15 protein-coding genes, 3 tRNA genes and 1 pseudogene are annotated in these 26,076 nt (G+C 29.8%); 5 read left to right on the top strand and 14 right to left on the bottom strand.

From position 1 onward, the window contains the following. Nucleotides 1–255: 255 nt before the first annotated feature. Together mutL and DRF75_RS01745 are read right to left on the bottom strand one after the other, a co-directional pair. Nucleotides 256–2,298 (bottom strand): DNA mismatch repair endonuclease MutL, encoded by a 2,043-nt coding sequence (mutL, locus tag DRF75_RS01750; RefSeq protein WP_045170782.1) that lies wholly within the window; start codon nt 2,296–2,298, stop codon nt 256–258. A gap of 272 nt (nt 2,299–2,570) precedes the next feature. Next, a complete protein-coding gene (locus tag DRF75_RS01745; protein ID WP_129992555.1) occupies nt 2,571–3,983 on the bottom strand; it encodes a sensor histidine kinase in 1,413 nt (470 codons plus the stop codon). 157 nt (nt 3,984–4,140) lie between these two features. Between DRF75_RS01745 and DRF75_RS01740 the strand changes: the two genes are divergently transcribed. Further along, nucleotides 4,141–5,316 carry an aspartate aminotransferase family protein gene (locus tag DRF75_RS01740; RefSeq protein WP_129992554.1) on the top strand — a complete coding sequence of 392 codons (1,176 nt, stop codon included), beginning with the start codon at nt 4,141–4,143 and terminating at the stop codon, nt 5,314–5,316. 125 nt (nt 5,317–5,441) lie between these two features. Beyond that, on the top strand, nt 5,442–6,422 hold the full coding sequence (locus DRF75_RS01735; protein ID WP_129992553.1) for a hypothetical protein: 981 nt from the start codon (nt 5,442–5,444) through the stop codon (nt 6,420–6,422). Nucleotides 6,423–7,773: 1,351 nt separating this feature from the next. Here the strand turns inward: DRF75_RS01735 and DRF75_RS01730 are convergent. Continuing rightward, nucleotides 7,774–10,275: an FtsK/SpoIIIE family DNA translocase gene (locus DRF75_RS01730; protein ID WP_235424708.1), complete on the bottom strand. Its 2,502-nt coding sequence runs from the start codon at nt 10,273–10,275 to the stop codon at nt 7,774–7,776. A gap of 13 nt (nt 10,276–10,288) precedes the next feature. Further along, nucleotides 10,289–10,573 (bottom strand): YggT family protein, encoded by a 285-nt coding sequence (locus tag DRF75_RS01725; protein ID WP_045170778.1) that lies wholly within the window; start codon nt 10,571–10,573, stop codon nt 10,289–10,291. Nucleotides 10,574–10,711: 138 nt separating this feature from the next. On the opposite strand from DRF75_RS01725, the gene DRF75_RS01720 reads away from it, so the two are divergent. The 3 genes and pseudogenes from DRF75_RS01720 (at nt 10,712) to thiE (ending at nt 14,322) form a co-directional block, all read left to right on the top strand. Next, on the top strand, nt 10,712–12,004 hold the full coding sequence (locus tag DRF75_RS01720; protein ID WP_045170777.1) for an HlyC/CorC family transporter: 1,293 nt from the start codon (nt 10,712–10,714) through the stop codon (nt 12,002–12,004). An 809-nt stretch (nt 12,005–12,813) separates the two neighbouring features. Then, nucleotides 12,814–12,992, top strand: a pseudogene (locus DRF75_RS05145) (kinase/pyrophosphorylase); the annotation flags it as partial. Nucleotides 12,993–13,272: 280 nt separating this feature from the next. Next, on the top strand, nt 13,273–14,322 hold the full coding sequence (gene thiE / locus DRF75_RS01715) for a thiamine phosphate synthase (protein WP_129992552.1): 1,050 nt from the start codon (nt 13,273–13,275) through the stop codon (nt 14,320–14,322). A gap of 311 nt (nt 14,323–14,633) precedes the next feature. On the opposite strand, the gene DRF75_RS01710 is transcribed toward thiE, so the two are convergent. From DRF75_RS01710 to DRF75_RS01665, 10 genes are all read right to left on the bottom strand, one after another. Beyond that, a complete protein-coding gene (locus tag DRF75_RS01710; protein WP_045170755.1) occupies nt 14,634–15,455 on the bottom strand; it encodes a pyruvate, water dikinase regulatory protein in 822 nt (273 codons plus the stop codon). 536 nt (nt 15,456–15,991) lie between these two features. Further along, entirely contained in the window at nt 15,992–16,816 is an 825-nt protein-coding gene (gene trhO, locus DRF75_RS01705) for an oxygen-dependent tRNA uridine(34) hydroxylase TrhO (RefSeq protein WP_045170757.1), read from the bottom strand. A gap of 235 nt (nt 16,817–17,051) precedes the next feature. Further along, a complete protein-coding gene (gene fmt / locus DRF75_RS01700; RefSeq protein ID WP_045170754.1) occupies nt 17,052–17,963 on the bottom strand; it encodes a methionyl-tRNA formyltransferase in 912 nt (303 codons plus the stop codon). A 212-nt stretch (nt 17,964–18,175) separates the two neighbouring features. After that, nucleotides 18,176–18,250, bottom strand: a tRNA-Ile gene (locus DRF75_RS01695). 1,412 nt (nt 18,251–19,662) lie between these two features. Continuing rightward, on the bottom strand, nt 19,663–22,068 hold the full coding sequence (gene lon, locus DRF75_RS01690; RefSeq protein WP_045170753.1) for an endopeptidase La: 2,406 nt from the start codon (nt 22,066–22,068) through the stop codon (nt 19,663–19,665). Nucleotides 22,069–22,077: 9 nt separating this feature from the next. Then, nucleotides 22,078–23,298, bottom strand: a complete 1,221-nt coding sequence (gene clpX, locus DRF75_RS01685) for an ATP-dependent Clp protease ATP-binding subunit ClpX (RefSeq protein WP_045170752.1) — start codon at nt 23,296–23,298, stop codon at nt 22,078–22,080. A 12-nt stretch (nt 23,299–23,310) separates the two neighbouring features. Beyond that, a complete protein-coding gene (gene clpP, locus DRF75_RS01680) occupies nt 23,311–23,913 on the bottom strand; it encodes an ATP-dependent Clp endopeptidase proteolytic subunit ClpP (protein ID WP_129992551.1) in 603 nt (200 codons plus the stop codon). A 70-nt stretch (nt 23,914–23,983) separates the two neighbouring features. Further along, entirely contained in the window at nt 23,984–25,306 is a 1,323-nt protein-coding gene (gene tig, locus DRF75_RS01675) for a trigger factor (protein WP_045170851.1), read from the bottom strand. 27 nt (nt 25,307–25,333) lie between these two features. Continuing rightward, nucleotides 25,334–25,417, bottom strand: a tRNA-Leu gene (locus tag DRF75_RS01670). Between the two features lie 182 nt (nt 25,418–25,599). Beyond that, nucleotides 25,600–25,672, bottom strand: a tRNA-Lys gene (locus DRF75_RS01665). Nucleotides 25,673–26,076: the final 404 nt, after the last annotated feature.

Raw genomic sequence — 26,076 nt, 5'->3', positions numbered from 1 at the left:
ATATAAAGATACTAATTGATATAACACTGTGTTTTGAAACTAATTTATAAAGATATACATAAATGAATAAATTGCATTTTTTGATGCATATATACTATAACTTCCCACACAAGATAGCAAAAACAGAAAATCAAGTACAACACCTCATAAACACAATATTTAGAACACAACTAATTCTAACCAAAAAAGAAGAAAAACTCATATAACCGCTAATTAACTTATCAACTGGCAAATTAATACGAACTATATAATTTACTATCTCCTCGCAAAAAGTTTATCTAACTCAACTAAACTAAGTTCAACATAAGTTGGTCTACCATGATTACATTGCCCAGAGTGTGGAGTACTTTCCATACTTCTTAGAATAGCATTCATCTCTTCAATTTTTAATTTTCTACCACTCCTGATAGAACTATAACATGCTATTGTACCACATATATCTTTAATCTTATCATCTAAGAATAAAGTATCACCTACTTCTATAATACTATCAACTATATTAATAATAAGAGATTTAACATCAAAGCTTCCAAAAATTGCTGGTACTTCCCTTACTATTACTGATAAATTACCAAGTGGTTCAATAAGTAATCCAAGTTTCAATAATTTTGCTTTATATTCAACAAGTAGTTCCAAGTCAAGATGGTTATTCATTTCAATAACTTCAGGTATTAATAGTATTTGACGTTTAATACCCTCTTTTTTCATAACTTGCTTCATATATTCATAAGTCAATCTTTCATGAGCTGCATGTTGATCAACAATAACAATAGAATATTGAGTTTGGGATACGATATATCTACTGTGTATTTGGCATAATGCATGACCCAACAGATAATTATCAATTAATAATTCGTTTTCTATCTTTTTATAACTTACTTGCTTCAACTTATCATTTTCTAACTCCATACTCCCACTTACAACACCTACGCTAAAATCATTAAAATCTTGTAGTGTGTTGCTGCTTAAATTAATATCATCCTTCTTTTCTTCAAATATATTAAATTTTCCTGATTTTTTACAATTAACAGATTCTTCAAAATTTTTGTTAACAATTTCACATTCAGATTGAACATCTTGCAAATCTTGACAAAAAGCATTGCTATCATTTAACAAATCACTTGCTTCCATACTTGTAGAATAACATTCTTGTGCATCATTAAATGACTGTTGTTTAGTTTTAAGACGTTTCAGAAGTTCAAAAGTGACATCATTACCAATGTTACGCGAGTTATTTATGTTTGCAATATTATCTCGAACAAAATGATCACCTTCAAATTCATTAATAGATTTTAATTTTGCATTCATGTTAATAGACAACACTTCTTTAATTGCATCAACCACAACTCTATATACTAACTTTTTATCTTGAAACCTAACTTCAGATTTATTTGGGTGAACATTAGCATCAACTTGATCACATGGGATATTAAGATACAATACAACAACTGGATATTTGTCTTTCTCTATAAAATCACTGTAAGCATATCTCACTGCTCCTATAAGTAAACTATCATAAATAGGACGACCATTAACAAAAGTATATATAAGACTTGATTTACTACGACTGAGCGTAGGAGATCCAATGTAACCTGATAACTCGATCTCCTCTTCTTTTACATTTATTGGCAAAGAATTTTTACAAAACTCTATCCCCAAAGCTTTTATTTCAGACAATCTATCAATATTTGATTGTTGCTTTAAATATTTAAATATCTGTTTATTATCAACAGACAATGAAAACATTATACCATGATTAACCATTGCTAACTTGTTAATCATATCTATAATAGATTGAATTTCTGTTTTTTCTGTTTTCAGAAACTTTAATCTATTAGGTGTAGCAAAAAATAAATCTCTCACTTCTATATATGTACCATAAGAAAGTGAATCTGGTGTTAATTCTTGCGTTCTATCTCCACCTTCAAATACTATTAACCATGCAGTATCAGAATCTTGATACTTTGAAATCATTTTCACCTTAGCAACAGCTGCTATAGAAGTTAACCCTTCCCCTCTAAAACCTAAAGATTTGACTTTAGTTAAATCACCATCAGGAAGCTTGGAAGTAGCATGAAGAGTAAACGCAATTTCTATATCTTCTTTTTTTATTCCAATACCATTATCGCTAACAACTATTAAATTACGTCCACCACGTTCTATTGCAATATCAATAGTAGTAGCATTCGCATCTATTGAATTCTCAACTAACTCCTTAACTACACTAGCTGGACATTCTATAACTTCCCCCGCAGCAATCCTATTAATTGTCCTAGGGTCTAATAGTATAATCGACATATGCTAACACTGATAATTGTAATACAGCTTATAAGCTATAGAAAATAGCAATGATCTTTCAATAGTATAAACATTATTACATAACCTTTAAGTAAACTACTAAGATGATACATTGCAATAATTCTACAATCCAATCTTATCAATCTATTTTACTTACTACAATTAAAAATACTACATCACTACCAAATTAAATAATGTTACCTGGTTAACAGCATTTGAAAATACATATTCATAAAAACAAATACACATTTCCTATTTTTTTTATATAATCATTAAAAGCTCTTCTCTTCAAGTGTATCAGTATATGGGAACGTCAATGTTACTATAGTACCCAAATTAGGTTCACTTTTTATTTTGAAAACACCATCCATTAATTCAACTAATTTTTTACTTAATGGCAACCCTAATCCTGTACCCTCATATTTACGAGCATGTCTACTATCTACTTGTCCAAAAATAGACATCACTTTATACAAATCTTGTTGTGCTATACCTATACCATTGTCAACAACTTCAATATCAATGACCTTCTCTTCAAGGTTATACTCTACTACTAATTTTACAACCCCATTTTCTGGTGTAAATTTTATTGCATTAGACAATAAATTAATTATAACCTGCTTCATTCTTTTAGGATCTGCAACCATTATGACTTTATTAGACGGTAATACTTTTTCAAGTTTAACTTTTGCCTGTTCAGCTCTTGGAACCATCATGTTAAAACATGAAGAAATAATCTTACTTAAATCAAACTTTACAAACTCCACAACTAATTTATTAGCTTCAGCTTTAGAAAAATCTAGAATATCATTAATTAAACTTAATAAATGAACACCAGAATTATGAATATCATTTATATATTCTTTGTAATGAACATTATCTATGGTACCCATAGATTCACTTTTCATCATTTCAGAAAATCCAATAATAGAGTTTAACGGAGTACGTAGTTCATGACTAACATTAGCAAGAAACTGGGATTTGCTTATATTCTCTTGCTCTGCTACTTCTTTTGCTTCTTTTAATTTTAGATTAGCATCATACTGTTTACTCAGTATTTTAGTATTTTTATAATATATACACCATGTTACAACAACAAATATAATAATGATTAATATAACTATTATCAAAAATATAGTATAAAAATTTACAATAAAACTAGATAAATTTTCCGAATTTTTAATTATCTTTAAAAACATTAAAGGATGACTCTCTTTATTATCTAATGGGAATATAGGAAATATAGATTCAGTAATTGCACTATTATTTACTTTATGATCTACATATTCTCCCCTCAATAATGAAGCCATATCTTCAGAATGTAATAGCAAATCTTGATCTGCAATATCATCGCTATTTCTATTAGAAAATATTATATTCCCATCTACATTATACAAAATAACATGAAACCCTTTTATTTCTCCCAACGCTTTTAAGAACTCAGCACGCAACTTTATTAATAAGTTCATATAGTAAGTATTAGTTGCCACATGACTCGGAGCCTTTGCTAATAATTGAGCATACTTATTAATAATAGAATTAACAAGTACTGCTTTAATATTCACATTTATTTCTTTTGATACTTCATACAAATAATCATCCCTCAAATATATATGCGTGTAACCAACTGCAAAAAACAAAGTAATAACTAAGAACATCAATAATAAAACTCTAAAATACTTCATAATATATATCCAGCTGCTCATATCATGATAATATGTATACGATGTTATTTATAAACTTTTTCTTAGTTGACATATAACAATATCATGCTACATTCATATATACAGTAGGTTTACTACTTAAGTTTTAACTTTTCTATAATATTGGAGCTGTATAGTTATGAGTAATTCACCTCTTTTATCTGTTTATTCACCATCTAGTGTTACATTTTCACACGGGAAAGGAGTATACTTATACAGTTATGATGGAAAAAAATACCTAGATTTTCATGCAGGAATAGCTACTAGTTCTTTAGGGCATGCTCACCCAGTATTAGTAGATGCATTAAAAACACAAGGTGAAAAGCTCTGGCATTTATCAAACTTACATACAATACCAGAAGCCATAAGATTGGCACAAAAGTTGGTAGATATTAGTTTTGCTGATAAAGTATTTTTCAATAATTCAGGAGCAGAATCTGTAGATTGCTGCATTAAAATAGCAAGATCATATCAATGTGGGAAAGGTAATCACCAGCGTTACAGATTTATTACGATGAAGGAGTCCTTTCATGGAAGAACATATGCAGCATGTTCAGCAAATGAACCAAGTAAATTTTCTCCGCTACTCAAGCCATATGTTGAATGGTTTGACAGTGTGAATCCTGATATTACATCTGTAAAAAACGCAATTAATGAGCATACAGGAGCTATATTATTAGAACCTATTCAAGGTGAAGGAGGAATAAATGTACTTGATGAATCTTTTCTAAGAGAGTTACGTGCAATTTGCGATCAAAATGATATATTATTAATTTTTGATTGTGTACAATGTGGTTCTGGAAGAACAGGAAAGTTCTTTGCATATGAGCACGTTGGAGTAACTCCAGATATATGTTGTCTTGCAAAAGGATTAGGTGGAGGGTTCCCTATATCAGCATCTTTATCAACTAACAATGCTTCTCAATTCATGAGCGTTGGCATGCATGGTTCTACTTTTGGAGGAAATCCTCTAGCAACTACCATTGGTATGACTGTAGTTGAAGAAATTTTAAAAGACGGGTTCCTAGAAAATGTCACCAAAAATGGTCATTATTTACATAAAAAACTAGAAGACGTAGCCAATAAATTTCCAATAATTGAGCAGATAAAAGGTAAAGGGCTCATGATAGGAATGAAATTCAACACTAATGTTAATACCAGAGAGTTAATGTATGAATTAATAGACTGTGGATTACTCACCAGCACTGCTAGTGGTAACGTTATTAGAGTTATACCACCTTTAATAATTAACCAACAAGAAATTGATGAAGGCATTGCTATATTAGAAAGTTGTCTAAAAAGTAAATATTGTTAATAAAAAAATTAACTTGATTCTTAATAACTGACATGTTATTATTTGTGGTAAATTTTTGTGTAGCACTCAATAGTTATTCAACATAAAGTTATTGCTTCACCTGTTTTTAATCAATGGGTATATTTATGGTATTAGAAAACAACAATATTACTGATGATGATGATGCACAAGAAAGCACAAGCGCACAGGAATCCACAGAAACAGTCAGTGAATCCTCTTCTTCCACGTCAGTAACACAGTCAACACGTGACAAAAAACTAGATAATATTGACTTTAACACATTGTTTTTAGCAATTTCTTTTGTTGGATTGTTAATAGAGGCTGCATCTTCTACATTTAATCTAGTTTCAACTTATGTTCACGTCCCTGGACATATCAAGCACACGGTAGCTATCGCATTTTATGTAATATGTATACTTGCTTCACTGTCCATGGTTGCAAGTTCAACGCTTGCAATCAAGCAATCGCTAAATTATAAGCACAATCTTCAAAAAATATCAACAGGTCCAAGCAAGGAAGCTCAAAATAACATAGATGAAGGATTGTTAGGATATGGTAAATTAAAACAAAGACAAATTAATATTAAAGTTTGCGAAAACGCTATAACTATTATTTCAGAACTCTCATGGATAATAGTTTCTGCTATGTCATTAGCAATGATTACTGCAAATTCTGGTACTCCAGAGCTTGAATTTGCAAGTTTATGCCTTGCAGTTCTTGCACCTTTTTTAGCTTTTATTTCTTGCGCTTTAAGATTATCAGATGCAAACATATCAAGAAAAACAGCTACCTCTACAAGAGAAAAAAGGCAAGCTAATAACTTCGCAGTCTTATGCGGTATTATTTTAGTCTTTGAAGCAATTCATTGCAGTTGCCATATAATTGAGGCATTTACGCTTGGTGGGCAGATGCAAAATATTTATGATTTTCAAGATGTTACTATACTTGGCTTAGAGCTGGCAACAATATGTATGTTTATTATAGCATTCTTTGTAGAAAAGTACCTTGACAAAAGAGCCGAAAGCTCTGATCATGGTTCTATTCCTAGTCTATTAAATAATGAAAACACAAGTCCACTACTACACCAACATGCTCAAATATCTTAAAAATTTAGCAACTAGTTGTTTTAGTAATACTTCTTCCTTACTAGTATTATAAATAGCTTTTTAATAATTAAACCATCAGTTATCACTCTTTTTATTTTCAAACAGACAACTCATACAACAAGGATTGTATTACCATATAGTTATTCTTAATTTACAATAACAAAAATTTGTAATTTTGGTTTTACAATATATTTGAAATTTCCTACAACTTACATTCATTACACTTTTTATTATTACACCAGATGCTTGTCCAATCTGTATATTATTTTTATCAGGCAGTTATTCCTATAATTAATAATACCATCACTAACCTTCAACACTAATATATACACAACATTTATGATGATCATGTAATTTTGGCATTCTAAACACATTTACTAAGTTTTTTTCTTACATTTATTATTTGCTACCTGACAAATGCTTCTAAAATAACGGATTATACACTATTCATCAGGTTCCATAGTTAAGTAATAACATTATTAATTTTCATATTTGATATATATTAAACAATAAAAACTCGTAATTTTACCATTCTCAATATATTCATAAATTTCTACAACTTACATTCATTACACTTTTTATTATTACACCAGATGCTTGTCCAATCTGTACATTATTTTTATCAGGCAGTTATTCCTATAATTAATAATACCATCACTAACTTTTACATCAAAATATACCCATTAAAATTTATTATGATGATAAAAATTTTACTTTGACTTGCTCAAATACATTTTATAGGATTTTCACAGCACACGTTTATCATATTTTACTATAAACGCCACAAAACCCTGTAAAGATTGAGTATCCTTTGATGTTAGCTGGTAAACTTTATAACAATCAATCAACAAATCAATTACTATTAAACATGAGTTATACAATAGTGTTTGATCGTTACTCAATCAGACTACATCATTTATTTACTATGAAATTTCATACATATTTACCAATAAATTGAACATTATCTAATAACACAACACTGTTCTAATGACTCAATAATATCAAGTAACAGATTATTAGTATTAACTTTATGAATTACTCAAACACCGATTGATCATTACAGCATCTTACAATGTACTTACTCTAAAACCTCACTACAATGCTTCATAATCAGTCAAGATATTACCCAGTAACACAACACTTCCTAAATGCTAAATAATATAAATCATAAATGATGATCATTAAACACATTTTTGAATCACCTAATCACATTTAATTGATTGACAATAGTTTACATAAATTTACTCTTATGTACTTATTACTCTGAAGCTTTACTACATATTTACAACAAACTGAATTTTATACAATAGCTTCATAATTGTAGATAATATCATCCTTTTTTATCACAAAATTATTCAAGCAGTATTTCTCTTTTACCAGTATTTGCAATACCAATGACACCATCTCTTTCCATACGTTCTACTAAATTTGCAGCCCTGTTATAGCCTATTCTTAACTGCCTTTGTATATAACTAACAGACGTTCTTCTGTCTCTCATTACTATCGACACTGCTTGTTGATATAACTCATCATCCCGTTCAGGTAAATTATCATCCATACAATAATCATAATCCTGCTGAACTTGAGTAATACCTTCTATATATTCAGGAGTTCCTTGAGACTTTAAATACTCAACTATATCCTGTACTTCATTATCACTTACAAAAGCTCCATGAACACGTATTACTCTACCACCGGATACCATATATAGCATATCTCCCATACCAAGCAACTGTTCTGCTCCTTGCTCACCAAGAATAGTTCTACTATCTATCTTCGATGTTACAGCAAAACTAATTCTCGTTGGAAAATTTGCCTTTATTACCCCTGTTATTACATCAACAGAAGGACGTTGAGTTGCCATAATTATATGAATACCAGCAGCTCTTGCCATTTGAGATAATCTTTGTATTGAAGATTCAATCTCTTTCCCAGCGACAAGCATTAGATCTGCCATCTCATCTACTATAACTACTATATAAGGAAAAACCCGAGGTTCTATTACCACTTTTTCAAAAATCGCCTCTCCTGTTTCTTTATCAAACCCAGTCTGCAATATTTTTTCCAAAGTCCTATTTTCACTAATCGCTTCTTTAATTTTATCATTATAACCAACAATATTACGCGCTCCAACATCAGACATAAGACGATATCTATTTTCCATTTCACTCACTACCCATTTTAAAGCAGCAATGGCTTTTCTAGATTCAGTCACTACAGGAGTTAATAAATGCGGTATAGAATTGTAAACAGACAACTCCAAAACCTTAGGGTCAATCATAATCATTTTACATTGATCTGGAGTCAAACTATAAACCAAAGATAAAATCATAGTATTAATTGCCACAGATTTCCCAGAACCTGTAGTACCAGCAATAAGAAGATGCGGCATTTTAACTAGGTCAGCTATTACTACCTCCCCATCTATACCTTTTCCTAAAGCTATAGGCAATTTAAGTTTAGAATCTCTATACTGTGCACTTTCGAATAAATCACGCAACATTACTATTTCCCTGTAGTGATTGGGTAACTCTATCCCCATAACATTCCTACCAGGAATAACCGATATACGAGTTGACAATGCACTCATAGAACGCGCAATATCATCAGACAACCCTATCACTCTGGATGACTTAGTACCAGCAGATGGTTCAAACTCATATAACGTTACTACAGGACCATACCTAATATTAACTATTTTTCCATGTATAGAAAAATCCTTAAGTACCTTATCAAGCAAACTAGCAACATTATCATCTGGATGAAATTTTCTTTGATTTATTGGATTAGGTTTAGATAAATAATCAACACTAGGTAAAATAAATTCTTTATTCTTTTTTTTTTCTCTAATTATCTGAGTATTTATAGAAGGATTCATCTCTTGAGGTTTCACCTGAAAATTCACTTGAGGTGTATTATCAACCACCTTTTCTTCATCATATTCATCTTCAATGTAATCGTCTTCTTCATCCTCCTCATCATCATATTCATCACCTTCTTCCTCTTCATCATCATATTGATCATTATCATCAATTTCTTGATGATCCTCTTCATCTTCTTCTTCAGCATGAAAATCTAATTCTTCCTCATCTGCAGAATCCAATTCTTCTATTAACTCCTCAACTGACTCACCCACTGATTCTTGGACTGATTCTTCCATTAATTCTTCTGTCAGTTCTTTTGTAAAGCCTTCTGCAAAATCTTCTGTAAATTCATCTGTTAAATCGTCTTCTAACTCTTCCTCTTCACTTAATAAATCTTCCTCCACATCATAAAATTCTTGAATTTGCCCTACGTTTTCAGGGATTTTCTCTTTTACAACAGAATTATTAACATTATCAACACGATTCATTATTCTATTAGGTACATCTAACAACAAATCATAAAGATATAGAATTTTCTGCCAACCAATAACACCAACAACACCCATTACTATCATAGGAAGCAAAACAATTACTGGACAACTTTGAAAATAAATACCTAAAACACCACCATAATGATATTTATACATAACCTTAAAAGAAGATACCAATCCGCTGACACCAATTACAGTGATTAAACTACTAACCAAGTACAAAGCAAGGTTTCGCTTAACACAATAGAAAACATTAACAACATAAAAAATCATCAAAGGAATGAGTACAAAACTCGCTACTCCAAATATTTGTATCAAAATATCAGCTACATGAGACCCAACAACTCCACCCCAGTTTTTTACAGAAGCATCAGTTGCTATATTGAAAGATAAATCATCATAGTGATAAGTAAAAATTGATAAAGAGATAAATGCTGTAATAAAAGACAGTAAAAATATTTTTAAATAGAAAAATGTTTTATTTAGTATAGACTTCATACTCACAACTATCTTACCCAAAATAGTAACGCAAAGCATATCTCACAAAATTAATAAATATCAACAATATAAGAGGAGAAAGATCAAAACTACACGAAACAGTAAAAGGAAAAATCTTTCTTACAAAACCTAAAGCAGGAGACACTAATTTAGATAATAATAAAAAGACATTACTAACAATTTCATTATACCTATTTACAATATTTAAAAATATCAACCAGCTTAGTATTATCCATAGCATCAAAGAGAAATTATAAATACTTAACAATGTATCAAGCAAATACACTAAAGGATGCATAAAGTAATAGCTCTCTTAATATGAAACTTTGAGTGTACAATACACTAAAACTATAGTCAATCAAAAGAGAAAAATTCAACTTGAAAAACTCAATAGTATTATTTATTATATAAAATTTACCGTAATATTTGATCCTAGATGGGTTTGTTAGTAACTTCAATACTTAGTATACTTATACTATTAATTTTATCTGCATTTTTCTCTGCCGCAGAAACAAGTATTACTTCAATCAGTAGCTCACTTGTACATAGGTTAATGTTACAGGGTAACAAACGAGCCAAAATAATCAACACACTAAGTCAAAAGAAAAAGCTTGTCATTAATACTGTATTGATAGGTAACACTATCATAAATATCACTGCCTCTTCTATTGCAACAGCAATTTTTTTTGAAATTTTAGGTCCACAAGGAATACTATTTTCCACCGTCATCATGACATTTTTTATATTAATATTTTCTGAAGCATTACCAAAAAGTTACGCAATACTCAATCCAGAAAAGATAGCTTTACTTATATCGTGCCCGCTATCATTTTGCGTATTGATTCTATCTCCAATAACACTATCAATACAATATATGATAGACTTTATCTTAAAAATTTTAGGTATGCATAAGGATAAAGAAACTATCTCAGCAGCAGAAGCTATGAGAAATTTAATATCATTACATGATAGCAAAGGAACTATGCTTAAACAAGACTTAAACATGTTAAGTAGCATATTAGACTTAGCAGAAACAGAAATTTCACAAGTAATGACACACAGAAAAAATATATTAGCTTTTAATATAGACACAAATATAAATGATCTAATAAAAAAAATAATAGCAAGCCCCCATAGCAGAATACCATTATGGAAAAACCAAGAAGATCAAATCATAGGAGTAGTACATGTCAAAGATGTAATAACACTAATACGAGAAAAGGGTAAGAGCATCACTCAAAAAGACATACATAGAATAATGACAAAGCCATGGTTTGTTCCAGATACAACTTTATTAAGTGTACAGCTTCACAACTTTCTAAAAAATAGGAAGCATCTTGCTTTAGTCATAGATGAATACGGAGCCCTACAAGGAATAGTAACATTAGAAGATGTTATTGAAGAAATAGTAGGAGATATTACAGATGAACACGACATCACAACAGAAGCTCCAATAAAACAAATCTCTGAAAACATATATCATATTAATGGGTTCACTTCCATTAGAGATATCAATAGACAATTACGTTGGAATCTACCTGATGAAGAAGCATCAACTTTAGCAGGAGCAATTGTATATGAAGTTGAACGTATACCTGAAGAAGGAGAAGAGTTTTTATTATACGGGTTAGCATTTAAAATACTCAAGAAGAGTGGTCATACAATCTCTAGCATTCAAGTTGACATATCACCAAATAATACATCAATTGAACAACACAAAAAAGAATAAGCAAAACTCATATCCATCAACAGTGATATTTTATGTTAGAACACTATAACGTGAGCATAATCAAGTATAATTTTGCTCAAAACATTTAAACACATCATATAATTTAGTAAAGAGTATAAGTAACAAATTTTTAAAATGCTATCACATTTAAATCATATAAATTTTAAATTCAGCACATAAGTATTGTAATCATTAAATAAATCTGTATAGTCAACACTTTACGTAAAACTTACAAAAGACAAATAGTAAAACCTTTTATAATAACATTAAACACATACTGTATTCTATATAAAGCCTTAGCATTAGACAAATTAACACAGTGTAATAAATTGCACACAAGAATAATCTTATTACGCATGTATTTTATTTAAAACCACAAACATTATATAAATATGGATAAGAGCAACATTATATAAATTTTAAATGCAGTACCAAAGTATTGCAAATATCAAACAAGTTTTATACAAAAGTAACATGAACAACTACAGCATATAAAAAATATTAAATTAAAACATTATAAAGCCAAAAATACTGAATTAATAAGCATTAAGAATTACAAACAGTACCTTAGCATCAGTATTATTACCTACATCATTTTTAAACAACAATCACACTCTACAAGTATTAAAAATTTTAATAATTATCATTAATATAGTAATTTCTAATCACTATCACAATAAAATAACTACTACCAATAAGTTTTGATGATTCAATAATATTAGAATTAATCTTCCTAAAATTTTACAAACCACTAAAATCATATCTCCATTAACAATTACAATTGATATACCAAAAGAGATAAGAAAAAAGTTTCTGTAAGAAATCAAAATAATTGTCAATATGTTGATTATGAACACGTGTTAGTCAAGATTAAAGAAACACAAAGAATACGTATACAGAACGGTTGCCTATTATAGATGTTACACAAAAATCTGCTAAAGAAATAGCTGCAACTATTATTCAGTATTTTAATAAAATGCAATATTAGTAATAAACATTTTTTTATGTCAAATTGTACAAGAATATTACATAAGCACACTTTTTCTAATAATAGATATTATACATTTCCATAATTTGCTGTGATGATTATACATGTAATGTTGAGTACATTTAAAGTTTTATGTAAGATAGTAGACCTTATATTTTTATTGTGGTAATAACTTGAGACATCAATGTAACTTAGTACATTTACTGTTATAGAATATACTGCGTATAAGCGATATTTAATTATTGATACAAAAGTTATATATAGTTGGCACATAGATCTTATGTTTGAATGCGATGAAATATACATTATAGATAAGGATGATTTAATACATTATAGTCATACTTCACAATTGAAAAACATTGACGACATCACTAAAAGTGTTGGGTTATTGTACTCTATAAAGAAGAAAAGTATATATGCCATTAATGTCGCAAATAAAAGTAACAATAAATGCTTAGACTATTACTTTAATGGACAAGAAGGACTATGGCTTTCATATAATAGTAAATCATATAATGACAATGCAAAATTTTTGCTTGAATATAAAAAGGCATATACATTAGAAAGTAAATGCTTAAATCCTTTGGATTTTCAGAAAGATACTCTAGTTATAGCTAGGGCTCGTACTAATCAATCTGTTGGAAACACTAGTTTTTTAGATGAGCAATGTTTTCCCGATATTATACTTGACAAAGATGATCAGCTTGAGAAAAATTTCCCTGCTATAATCAATCCCATAAGGTTTTATCAAATAGTACCAGATTTGTTTTGGCTAAGGTATGTGATTAATTTAGGAGTTAAAGTAGTACAATTAAGAATTAAAGATGAACCTATAGAAAATACAGAAAACCAAATAAAAGAAGGTGTGCGTCTTGCAAATCAAAATAATGTAAAGCTATTTATTAATGATTATTGGCAACTTGCAATCAAATATAAGGCTTATGGTGTACATTTAGGACAGAAAGATATAAAAGATGCAAATTTTAATGAAATATTTAATGCAGGGTTAAGGTTAGGTATTAGTACTCATTGCTATCATGAATTAGCAATAGCTAGATATCTACGTCCTTCATATATTGCATTTGGACCTATTTTTCCAACTACATTAAAGAATATGGATTTTATGCCACAAGGTGTGGATTTACTAAGTTATTGGGTAAAAAACTCACGTTCTAGTATTGTGGCTATTGGTGGTATTAATCTGTCAAATGCTGATTTAGTAATTGAAACTGGAGTAAATGGTGTAGCTGTTGTATCTGCAGTTTTAAATAGTAAAAACCCAGCTGAGGCTACACATGAGTTTATACAGAAATGTAGATCTATACATTAATCCATTGCTATTAATGCAAGCACATGCACTTAACACAAACATAAGATCTATATGCCACCCTATGCCATGTGTATCAATAATTAAATATCACACCAATATATTCATAACAATAAATTATATTAAATCACATTGATACCTTAAGGTATTACCATAATAAAATATAAAGTCTACTATCCTATATAAAATTTTAAATGCACTCAACATTACATGTATAATCATTGCAGAAAATATGGGAAACATAATATTATTGTTAGAAGAAGCATTGCTATATAATACTCCTATACAATTTGATACAAATAAAATATCTATTACTAATGTTGCATTTTATTAAAATACTGAATAATCGTTGCAGCTATTTCTTCAACAGATTTTTGTGTAACATCTATAATAGGCCAGCCATTCTGCATACATATTCTTTTCGTTTCTTTAATCTCAACTAATACATGTTCATAATCAACATACTGATAATTGTTTTGATTTCTCATAGAAACTAACCTCGTTTTTCTTATCTCTATTAATCTATCAATATCAATAGTCAAACCAACAATAAGTTTATTTTTCATATTTGATAAATCTACAGATAAGTTAATAGAGTTTACTAATGGTATATTTACTACCCTATATCCACGATAAGCTAGATATATACTAGTAGGAGATTTTGAAGTTCTAGAAACACCCAAGATAATTATATCAGCTTTATCTATATCCCAAAGATTCTGCCCATCATCATGTGCAACAGTATAGTTAATTGCATCTATACGTGTAAAATATTCATCATCTAATCCTATACTAGTATTAACATACGGATCTTTTTTAATATGTAAGTAACAGGACAGTTCTCTAATAACACGCGATAATACAGGGATACATGGGATTTCTTGCACCTCAGCTTTTTGCTTTAAATATCTTCTTATATCATCATCAAACATTGTATACATGATAAAATTATACTTATCATGTTCAATCAATGACATGATTTTATCTATCTGTTCACAACTGTTAATGAATGACCACACAAACTCATTCACTTCGATAGATCTAAAGTGTTCCAATGCAGATCTAGCAACCGCAGCAACAGTTTCACATGTAGAATCAGAAATTAAATGTAAATTTAAAATGACAGAAGTGTTCATATAAAAAAGGCAATTAGTAGAACATAAAAGACTTATCCAAAAAACCTGTCTTATTTAATTATATATACAAAGTACAAAACAAGTAATTCTAAATTATAAACTTTTCATTAAAATATTATCTTATATATCTTTTAAATACTAAGCAACATCAACTATGATGAGCTAGAGATTAATATCAGTATAAAAACCCAATAATAAAGTAAAATAAAAAAACTTATAAAAAATACTGATAGTAAACCACAGCGGTACTTAATTAGTAATGCATTATACGATAAATTTTCTTATTACTCACACACTTCTAACTACACATTACTAAAGAACAAGCTTATGAAGCAATTGACTAATATGATTTATAAAAAACCCAATAACAACACTAATATTTATTACCAACTTGATAAGAAAACTTACAAAAAACTTTTATAGTAAGCTATAGTTTTCTAATTAGTGAAACCTCAGTATATCAAGCTTTGTTACTATTAAAACATTTTTAAATATCATAGAAGACATGAATCAAGTTACACTACTAAGTAAAAAACTTATACTTTTGCAACTTCTCTACAAGAGAAGCATAATACATTACCTCGGGTTACAGATTTCATTTCTTCTCGCGTCACATGAACATCACATGAAATACATTTCACACTTCCAGGAACTAAATTATCGTCAACTACAATCCTATCATCAAAAGTAAAACAATCACCTTTCCAAAGATTTTTTGCATTTTTAGTACTTTTAAAATACTCTAATATTCCTCCTTTCAAATGATATACTTTATTAAATCCTAAATTCTTCATAAAAGCTGTAGCTTTTTCACATCTAATACCACCTGTACAATACATTGCAATAATAGGATCTTGCTCTATTTTATCAGATGCCCAAGAGACAGCCCATTCTGGAAAATCACGAAAACATTCTGTTTGAGGATTTATCGCATTTTCAAATTTTCCAAAGTTAATTTCATAAGTATTCCTAGTATCTATAGTATAAACATCAGACTTAGAAATTAAATCATCCCAATCCTGCGGACTAACATATTCTCCACAGACGGAATTATCAAAATTTTCAATACCTAAACGGACCAACTCATTCCTTAATTTAACTTTCATTTTAGAAAAAGGATTATGCATAGAAAAACTCTTATGATATTGAATGTTTTTTAATCTATCATCCAGATCCAGAAAAGAGAAAAACTGATTTAATGCACTCTGATCACCTGCTATTGTAGCATTAATTCCTTGTTCAGATAAAATTATAGTACCTTTTATATCATGCTGTACACAAAACTCCTTCAATACAGGTTGAATATCATAATAATTAGATAAGTGTATAAAACGATAAAAAGTTGAAACAACATACCCCATATCAGGTTTCTCTTTAACATTCAAATATATTCTAATATATTTTATAAAGGTAACACTGTCAATTGAGCATAGCCAACTATGAACACAATACAACACTATTTCATTTTCTGATTAAAGATCAGTATTTAATTAATACAAAACTAATATATAAAATTCACATAAAGATAAAGTGTTACAGTACATACTACTAACACATCATAAAACATGCATATTTTTTTCACATTACACAGTTATATTAAGCAACAGAACCATTTAAGACATTATAACCAAGTATAAAATCATCAATATCACATGGATTTTTTCCTTCCATCTGTACTACAAGCGGTACTAAAACACTATTTTTACATTTAATATTCATACGAGAATTAACAACTACACCAGGGTTTAAACCTTGCACATTGCTATCAGAATAATAACTAGCCTTTAATATCCTTAATCTTTTTCCATTAAACAATAAAAAAGCTCTAGGATATAAAGCTCTAACCTTTCTACATATAACATCAGCTGTTTCATTAAAGTCTATACGAAAATCTATTATTTTATTAGTATATGTCGCATCATCACTACTTTGTTTAACGGGAACTAAATTATCAATGTTATTCAACACTTCAATTAACATTGAACTTCCCAAATGAGCGAGTTTCTTACTCAAAGTATCAATATTATCTTGCTCATCTATAGGAATATCCCTTTGCAATAAAATATCACCTTCATCCAATTGTTCATTCATTTGTATAATAGTAACTCCAGTTTTATCATCACCAGATAAAATTGCATAATGTATAGGTGCCGCACCACGCCACTTTGGTAATAGAGATGGGTGTATATTTATACATCCATACTTAGGGATTGATAACACACCCTGTGGAATAATTAACCCATATGCAACAACCACAATAACATCAGGATTCAAAGATAAAATCTTCTCTTGTTCACCATCATGTTTTAAAGATTTTGGTGTATTAACCTCTATATTATTTTGCTCTGCAATAATATGAACAGGTGTCTTAGTAAGTATTCTACCTCTTCTTCCAGCAGGCTTAGGAATTTTTGTATACACAGCAACAACTTTATGACACCCATCCTCTAAAAGACAAGAAAGTGCTGATACAGAAAATTCAGGAGAACCCATAAATATTATCTTCATAGTAAAACATATTCAGTGATACACAGCATATTTACATCAAATGTATATACAAAGCAAGTTAGACACTAATTTATTACTAACATTAAATAATATAAAGATATGAACTTGTATAAAAGTCAATTTAACCCACAAGAAAGATATACATTGTAAATACTATATTTTTAAAGAAATTTATGTAAATTTAGAACTAACTTCAAGAGAAGTACATAAAGTGGGGCCGGTAGGACTTGAACCTACGACCTGATCGTTATGAGCGACCCGCTGCTAACCAACTGAGCTACAGCCCCTAAACATAGCCAATAGATTTATTTACCATATACTACAGTAATTTACAATAAAAAGTTGACGCTATGATTATTAAAAACATAATTATATTTCACATACTAATCACAACACAACTTATATAAACATTCAATTTTATAAGCTTATCAAAAAAATACCATAATTTTACAAGGCACTCTCTCTAAATATTAGAAGACATTACCTCACAACAACACATTTTCAACTTAATCACATAAAATTGAATACAATAAAACCATTTATTGATTTAAAACAAAATATCAGTATACAAATTATTGTTTCAACAATACACTACGCTGTATTTAATACCTATATGAAATATACATATCATCATGATACCACTAAAATAATATATATCAGACATCACATCAAAATGTACATTCCATAATAAATAACACTTACAAATTATCTATTCTTTATTAATAGCACACTAACACATAACTTAATCTCACATCATATAAAACACTTCTTTATTTACTAAACAACATATGCAAACACAAAATTGCTATTAATAGAGATTAATGCCTAAAATATCATACTAACATAACAATGATTGATATTGCTTCAACACACTATATTTAATACATAAAATTATCTCTACAATACATACAAGACACTAACATTATTCAATTCTGTACAATTCCAGTGCGCTAGTAGCTATTATAGAGGAGGTATTGAGTTGAAGAATGATTTTTAACATTGTGTTCATTACTAAAATGAACACCTAAACAATAATGTATACAACCTAACAACTAATTCAGTATTTTTATAAATTTGTGTGTAATGAGAGGTATTAACTAGTTTTGCAGATGGAAATAGATAAAATATTTTTTCAAAATAATTTTGAAGAATTATCTTCAACATAGCTTCTATTGCTAAATGAATACACAGAAATAATGCAAACAGCGTAATGCTAACTCAGCACCTTTCTTAAATTTGAGGATAATGAGGTATTGATTAGTTTTGTAGATGAAAATAGACTAGATATTTTTTTAATAATGTTGAGGAATTACTTTTCCCATTCTATTTATTACAAGGTGATCACAAGATAATAAATACAAACATGCAATAGCTGCTTGTAATATATTTACGATAAATTTTGGTGTAATATCAAAGACTATAAAAATATTTGTCAAAGTCACAACAAAAGATCATAGGTAAGCTAGATTAGAAAAATCACAACTGACTTACTACTAAATGGCACTTTCAATTTGCAAATTATTTTTAGATTAGATCTACAATCCTATCAGTGCTGAAGCATTAGCACTTTGCATACAAAAATTTACAATACTCTTAAGTACATAAAGGTAGCAGTACTAATATTTAGAAATACAAGATGCTTAACTAAAAAACTAGCAAAAACACTTCACTCTCTTAACAGCACAAAACTTACCTAAATCTAATGCTGTATTGCATCTAAATCATCTATTTCAACCATATCTTGTGTTACAATATGATCCTGTTTTACAATATCAACAACTTGATTAGCTAATGCTGCACTAATTACTTCATCAACATTAGAAACAAAAACTAGCTCTAACCCTTCTTTAATATTATCTGGAATTTCTACTATATCCTTTTCATTTCTAGATGGTAATATTACTGTCTTTATACCACTTCTTAATGCAGCTAATAATTTTTCACGCAAACCACCAATAGGTAATACTCTTCCCCTCAAAGTCACCTCACCAGTCATAGCAACAGTATTTTTTACTGGAATATGAGTCATCAATGATACAATTGAAGTACACATAGCTACGCCTGCAGATGGTCCATCCTTTGGAACCGCACCTTCAGGAACATGAACATGTATATCATTTTCTAAGAATTTCTTAGGATTTATTCCAAAACTTAAACACCTAGAACGTACATAACTATATGCAGCTTTAACAGATTCCTGCATTATTTCACCTAACTTACCAGTGTATTTGACTTCACCTTTACCAGACATCAAAACTGATTCTATTGTTAGAATATCTCCACCTGAATCAGTATATGCTAACCCTGTTACCATACCTACTAGATTCTCTTTTTCTATCATTCCAAAAGTAAACTTTCTTACACCTGCATATTTTTCAATATTATCCATGTCTATAGCAATACTTTTTACTTCTTTGTTAATCAGTATTTCCTTCACTGCCTTTCTCATAAGATTAGCAATTTCCCTTTTAAAATTCCGCACACCACTTTCTCTAGTATACATTCTTATCAGGTGATATATTGCATCATCAGAAATACTCCATTCTTTCTCTTGTAGCCCATGATCTTTATACAACTTTGGAATTAAATGTGTCCTGGCAATTTCTAGCTTTTCATTTTCTGTATATCCAGATATATTGATTATCTCCATACGATCGATCAATGGCTTACTTAAATTTAAAGTGTTCGCTGTCGCAATAAACATAACATTTGAAAGATCAAATTCTACTTCTATATAATGATCAACAAAATGCTTGTTATGCTCAGGATCTAATACTTCAAGCAATGCAGCTGTAGGATCACCACGAAAATCAGATCCTATCTTATCTATTTCATCTAATAAAAACAAAGGATTACACGTTTTTGCTTTCTTCATTTCTTTAATAATCTTACCTGGCATTGCACCTACATAAGTTCTACGATGCCCCCTTATCTCAGATTCATCATGTATCCCACCTAAAGACATATGTATAAAATTTCTACCTGTTGCTTCAGCAATTGATCTAGCAAGAGAAGTTTTCCCCACACCAGGAGGCCCAACTAAACATAATATAGGCCCTTTAGGCTTTTTAAGACGCTTTAAAACAGCCAAAAATTCTAATATTCTTTCTTTTATCTTATGCATTCCATAATGGTTATTATCTAATATTTTTATGGAATTACTCATATTAATTTTTGCATTTGAATATTTACCCCATGGTAAATCAAGTACACAATGAAGATAACTAGATATTATATTCGCCTCAGGAGACATAAAATTCATTTTTTTATATCTCTTTAAATCAGCAGTAAGACGTTCTTTAGCTTCATCAGACAATGGAGTAGAATTTATCCTCTTTTCAAATTCACTAGCAGAATCTATATCTACACTTGAACTATCACTTTCTTCCAATTCTTTTTGTATAGCTTTTAATTGCTCATTTAAGTAATAAACTCTCTGAGTTGTTTCAAATTGAGACTTAACACGATTACGAATTTTTTTCTGAACATTTAATACACTAATTTCTAATTTTAAGAAATCATATATTTTTTCTAACCTTTTAGTAACATTGAATGTTTCAAGAATTACCTGCTTATCTGAAATTTTTATACTTAAATGAGATGCTATAACATCCGCCAAGTTACTTAACTCTTTCATATCATAAATTGATGCTGCAGCTTCTGCTTGTATTTTTTTACTCAACTTATTCCAGCTATCAAATTCACTTAATACTGATCTTTTTAATGCTTCAAGTTTATCATCGATTACCAAATCACCTTCATATACAACAGAGACATTTGCTTTGAAAAACATATTATCTTCAACAATATCTATTACTTTAGCTCTATTTTCTCCTTTAATTAGAATCTTCACTGCACCATCAGGCAGTCTTAATAACTGCACTATTTCCGCTACTGTACCTACCTTATATAAATCATCAGCAGTAGGATTATCAACTGAACCATCAATCTGGGTCAATAATAAAATTTTGCAATTATTGTGCTGAGCAGCATATTCTAAAGCATTAATAGATCGTTCTCTTCCAACAAACAATGGTATTATTACCTGAGGGAATACTATAGTATCACGCAATGTGAGTACCGGTAGTAAAGCTTTATTTTTCATATAATACCTTTAATGTTTTAAAAACAAGTGCGAGCTTACCATTAATTCCTCAACCATCTTCTTACTGATCACTACTTGATTAATACCAGTATCACCAGGACTTTCAAACATTAAATCAAGCAATAATGCTTCTAAAATAGCCCTTAATCCTCTAGCACCAGTTTTTCTTACAGCAGCTTTTTTTGCAATTTCTGACAATGCACTATCATCAAACTGCAGATTAATATTATCCATTTCAAAAAGTTTCTTATATTGTTTTACTAAAGAATTTTTTGGTTCAACTAAAATACGGCATAAAGTACTTTCATCAAGCTCACCTAAAGACGTAATCACAGGAATCCTACCAACAAATTCCGGAATTAAACCAAATTTCACTAAATCTTCTGGTTCTGTATAACAAAAAATGTCTTTGTTCTTTGATACTTTCTGTACATTTGCTTCAAATCCCATACTACTACCTCTATGACGAGATTCTATAATTTTATCTAATCCATCAAATGCACCACCAAATATAAACAAAATATTATCAGTATTTATCTGTATAAATTCTTGATGTGGATGTTTTCTACCACCTTGAGGTGGTACAGAAGAAACAGTACCTTCTATAACTTTTAATAAAGCTTGCTGTACACCTTCACCAGATACATCACGAGTAATAGAAGTATTTTCAGATTTTCTAGATATTTTATCCACCTCATCAATATAAATTATACCACGTTGTGCTGCATCAACATTAAAATTAGCTGCTTGCAACAACTTCAATAATATATTCTCTACATCTTCCCCAACATAGCCTGCTTCTGTTAAAGTTGTAGCATCAGCCATTGCAAAAGGAACTTGCAAAACCCTAGCCAAAGTACGAGCTAATAAAGTTTTTCCAGATCCAGTCGGCCCAATCAATAAAACATTTGATTTGGAAATCTCAACTTCACTAATAACACCTGAGTTCGATAAACGCTTATAGTGATTATATACAGCAACTGATAAAACCTTCTTAGAATGTTCTTGACCTATAACATATTCATCAAGAACTTTCTTTATCTCTTTTGGTTTTAAATCAAGGGTATCCATCTTTTTATAAGATCTACCCTCTTCCTGTAGTATACCACTACATAAATCAATACACTCATTACAAATAAAAACTGATGGCCCAGCAATTAATTTACGTACCTCACTATGAACCTTTCCACAGAAAGAACAGCTACAAGAATTTTTTTCATTATCTGGCATATCTCTCCAATATTAATTACTCTCCTCAATATCAAGACGCTTCTCAATAACTTTATCAATAATACCAAAATCTTTAGCTTTCTCAGCTCGCATAAAATTATCACGCTCCATATTTGCAACAACTTCCGGCAAATTTCTTCCTGTATGTTTTACGTAAATATCATTAAGCCTACTTTTAATATCCAAGATTTCTTTAGCATGTATTTCTATATCAGTTGCCTGACCTTGAAAACCACCTGAAGGCTGATGTATCATAATTCTGGAATTAGGAAGTGCATAACGCATCCCTGGTTCTCCAGCAGCCAATAACAGAGACCCCATAGAAGCAGCCTGCCCCAAACATAATGTAGATACCTTGGGTTTTATGTACTGCATAGTATCATATATTGATAACCCTGCTGTCACAACACCACCTGGGGAATTAATATACATACATATTTCTTTTTCTGGGTTTTCAGCTTCCAAGAATACAAGCTGTGCAACCACTAAGCTTGCCATCTGATCTTCTATTGGCCCAGTTATAAAGATTATTCTTTCTTTTAATAATCGTGAATATATATCATATGCACGTTCACCTCGACTAGTTTGCTCAACTACCATAGGCACTAAAGTCATAGCATCTCCTCTTCTTTATAACCAGTAATAAACGCAGTATTAAATTAGTATATACTATATAATTTTACAACTATATATTCTCAAACATAAGGCTTATTTCTTTAGTTGTCATAATATTCTTATCCTTCTTGACTAGCTTTATTATATAGTTAATCACCTTATCTTCAAGTACTTTCCCACTAATATAATTGGCAAAATTTTTATTAGACTGAAGCATTTTTAATACATTATTAATATCCACCCCATAATCCGTATAATTGTTTTTTATAAAGCCCAGCACATCTTCATTTCTAATAGTAATATTATTATGACGAGATATCTTTATTAGCAACATACCAAGCTTTACTCGCCTAATTGCTTCTTTTTCTACATCAATTTTTATATCTTCACCAGAATCAAGTATTTCTTTATTTATCTTTGTAATCTCTTGCTTTACAACACACTCTGGAACATCTATAGAGTATGTGTTATCCATATAATCAAATAACTCTTTCTTCATTATGGTAAGAATCATTTGGTCAAATTGTTGCCCTATTTGTTTTCTAACAAAATCTTCCATCTCACCAACACTTTTAAACCCATAATCCTTCGCTACAGATTCATTATCTTGAACATCTTTTACAACATATATACTTTTAACAACAACCGACATGTCTGTAGTCTTACCAACAAGATATGCAACACCATAATCATCAGGAAACGTCAAAGGGAAACTTTTTGTTTCTCCAACCTTCATACCCAATAACTGATCTTCAAATTCTTTTAAAGCTACACCTTTACCTATTACCAATGCAAAATCTTTTGCACTACCACCTCTTAAAATTTTCCCTTTAACTTTATTTTGATAATCAATAACTACCTTATCACCTTCTTGAACAGCATACTCTGCATCACTTACCATGACAAAATTAGGTCTTTGCTTTTTTAAATTTTCTATAAACTCACTGACATCAGATTCTTGAATATCAACTTCTATACCATTTAAAACTATACTATCAATATCCATCAATGGAGCTTCAGGCATAACTTCAAAACTTAGCTTATAAACTAAATTTTCTTCTCTATTGTTATTATCAGAGTAATAGTTAGGATAAGAAACAATATCAATATTTGAGGATATTATTTCACCAAATTCATTACTTTTTACAAAATCAGAAGATGTACTTTCAATAGTCTTTCTCACTACATCAGTCATAACATCACTTAAATATTCTTTCCTGACTAAATCAATAGAAGCCTTACCCATCCTAAATCCAGGTACTTTTGCATTCTTAGCAATTTCTGACAATTTAGAATCTAGCTGATCTAAAAAATATTTTTTATCAATAACAAACTCATACTCCCTTTTCAATTTATCATGTGAAACTTCTTTAACTACATAACAATCAAGCATATTAAATACCTTTACCGATCCCTAAAGTGCGGATAGAGGGACTTGAACCCCCACAAGTTTTATCTTACTAGGACCTAAACCTAGCACGTCTACCAATTCCGCCATATCCGCTCAAAAATCACCGCTACAATACCAATTAAATAATCAAACACTAAATTATAGACATCTATGATACAATTCTCAAGATTTTATAATCAAGTATAACGCAGATATTATATATAAGCATTTAATTATACTATCCTTATAACAACGATCATTTAACTATATTATAAACATCATCAACTTTCAAGAAGTGATCCCGGTGTGGTTCGAACACACGACACATTGATTAAGAGTCAATTGCTCTACCAACTGAGCTACGGGACCTTAAGATTTACTACTTCTGAGCAATTAGACTAAACTTCGATCGCTTTTTTGTCAAATTCAAATACACAAAACTCTTCTATTATCATTTATTAATATTGTATTAACATAAAATGCTCATTTTTAGATTAAAGCAATTTAATATTTTTTCAATATGGTAATCTTGACTATTAACACTATCAATTATACAATAAAGTTGATGCTAGATTAGCATAATTATGGAGTTTTCATGCTGCAAGGTGATATCACATGAGATTATTAAAAATTCTTCTTCTTATCGTACTAATGTGTACTGTGTCCAGTTGTATAACCTTTTCAAAAAGAGAGCGTAGAATTAAAAGCCCATGTATCAATTCAGTAAACAGTGATTCTCCTTGTCGTAAGTATCCTGTAAACGATCATTGGTT

The organism is Ehrlichia minasensis (assembly GCF_004181775.1).
In the GTDB taxonomy this organism is placed as follows: Bacteria; Pseudomonadota; Alphaproteobacteria; order Rickettsiales; family Anaplasmataceae; genus Ehrlichia; species Ehrlichia minasensis.
Note: the sequence above shows the minus strand (reverse complement) of the source record. Positions and strands in the feature narration are given on the sequence as shown.

Excerpts from the sequence above, each read along its gene's own strand:
- mutL (WP_045170782.1), bottom strand. The coding sequence starts at position 2,298 with ATGTCGATTATACTATTAGACCCTAGGACAATTAATAGGATTGCTGCG.
- DRF75_RS01745 (WP_129992555.1), bottom strand. The coding sequence starts at position 3,983 with ATGAAGTATTTTAGAGTTTTATTATTGATGTTCTTAGTTATTACTTTG.
- DRF75_RS01740 (WP_129992554.1), top strand. The coding sequence starts at position 4,141 with ATGAGTAATTCACCTCTTTTATCTGTTTATTCACCATCTAGTGTTACA.
- DRF75_RS01735 (WP_129992553.1), top strand. The coding sequence starts at position 5,442 with ATGGTATTAGAAAACAACAATATTACTGATGATGATGATGCACAAGAA.
- DRF75_RS01730 (WP_235424708.1), bottom strand. The coding sequence starts at position 10,275 with ATGAAGTCTATACTAAATAAAACATTTTTCTATTTAAAAATATTTTTA.
- DRF75_RS01725 (WP_045170778.1), bottom strand. The coding sequence starts at position 10,573 with ATGCATCCTTTAGTGTATTTGCTTGATACATTGTTAAGTATTTATAAT.
- DRF75_RS01720 (WP_045170777.1), top strand. The coding sequence starts at position 10,712 with ATGGGTTTGTTAGTAACTTCAATACTTAGTATACTTATACTATTAATT.
- thiE (WP_129992552.1), top strand. The coding sequence starts at position 13,273 with ATGTTTGAATGCGATGAAATATACATTATAGATAAGGATGATTTAATA.
- DRF75_RS01710 (WP_045170755.1), bottom strand. The coding sequence starts at position 15,455 with ATGAACACTTCTGTCATTTTAAATTTACATTTAATTTCTGATTCTACA.
- trhO (WP_045170757.1), bottom strand. The coding sequence starts at position 16,816 with ATGGGGTATGTTGTTTCAACTTTTTATCGTTTTATACACTTATCTAAT.
- fmt (WP_045170754.1), bottom strand. The coding sequence starts at position 17,963 with ATGAAGATAATATTTATGGGTTCTCCTGAATTTTCTGTATCAGCACTT.
- lon (WP_045170753.1), bottom strand. The coding sequence starts at position 22,068 with ATGAAAAATAAAGCTTTACTACCGGTACTCACATTGCGTGATACTATA.
- clpX (WP_045170752.1), bottom strand. The coding sequence starts at position 23,298 with ATGCCAGATAATGAAAAAAATTCTTGTAGCTGTTCTTTCTGTGGAAAG.
- clpP (WP_129992551.1), bottom strand. The coding sequence starts at position 23,913 with ATGACTTTAGTGCCTATGGTAGTTGAGCAAACTAGTCGAGGTGAACGT.
- tig (WP_045170851.1), bottom strand. The coding sequence starts at position 25,306 with ATGCTTGATTGTTATGTAGTTAAAGAAGTTTCACATGATAAATTGAAA.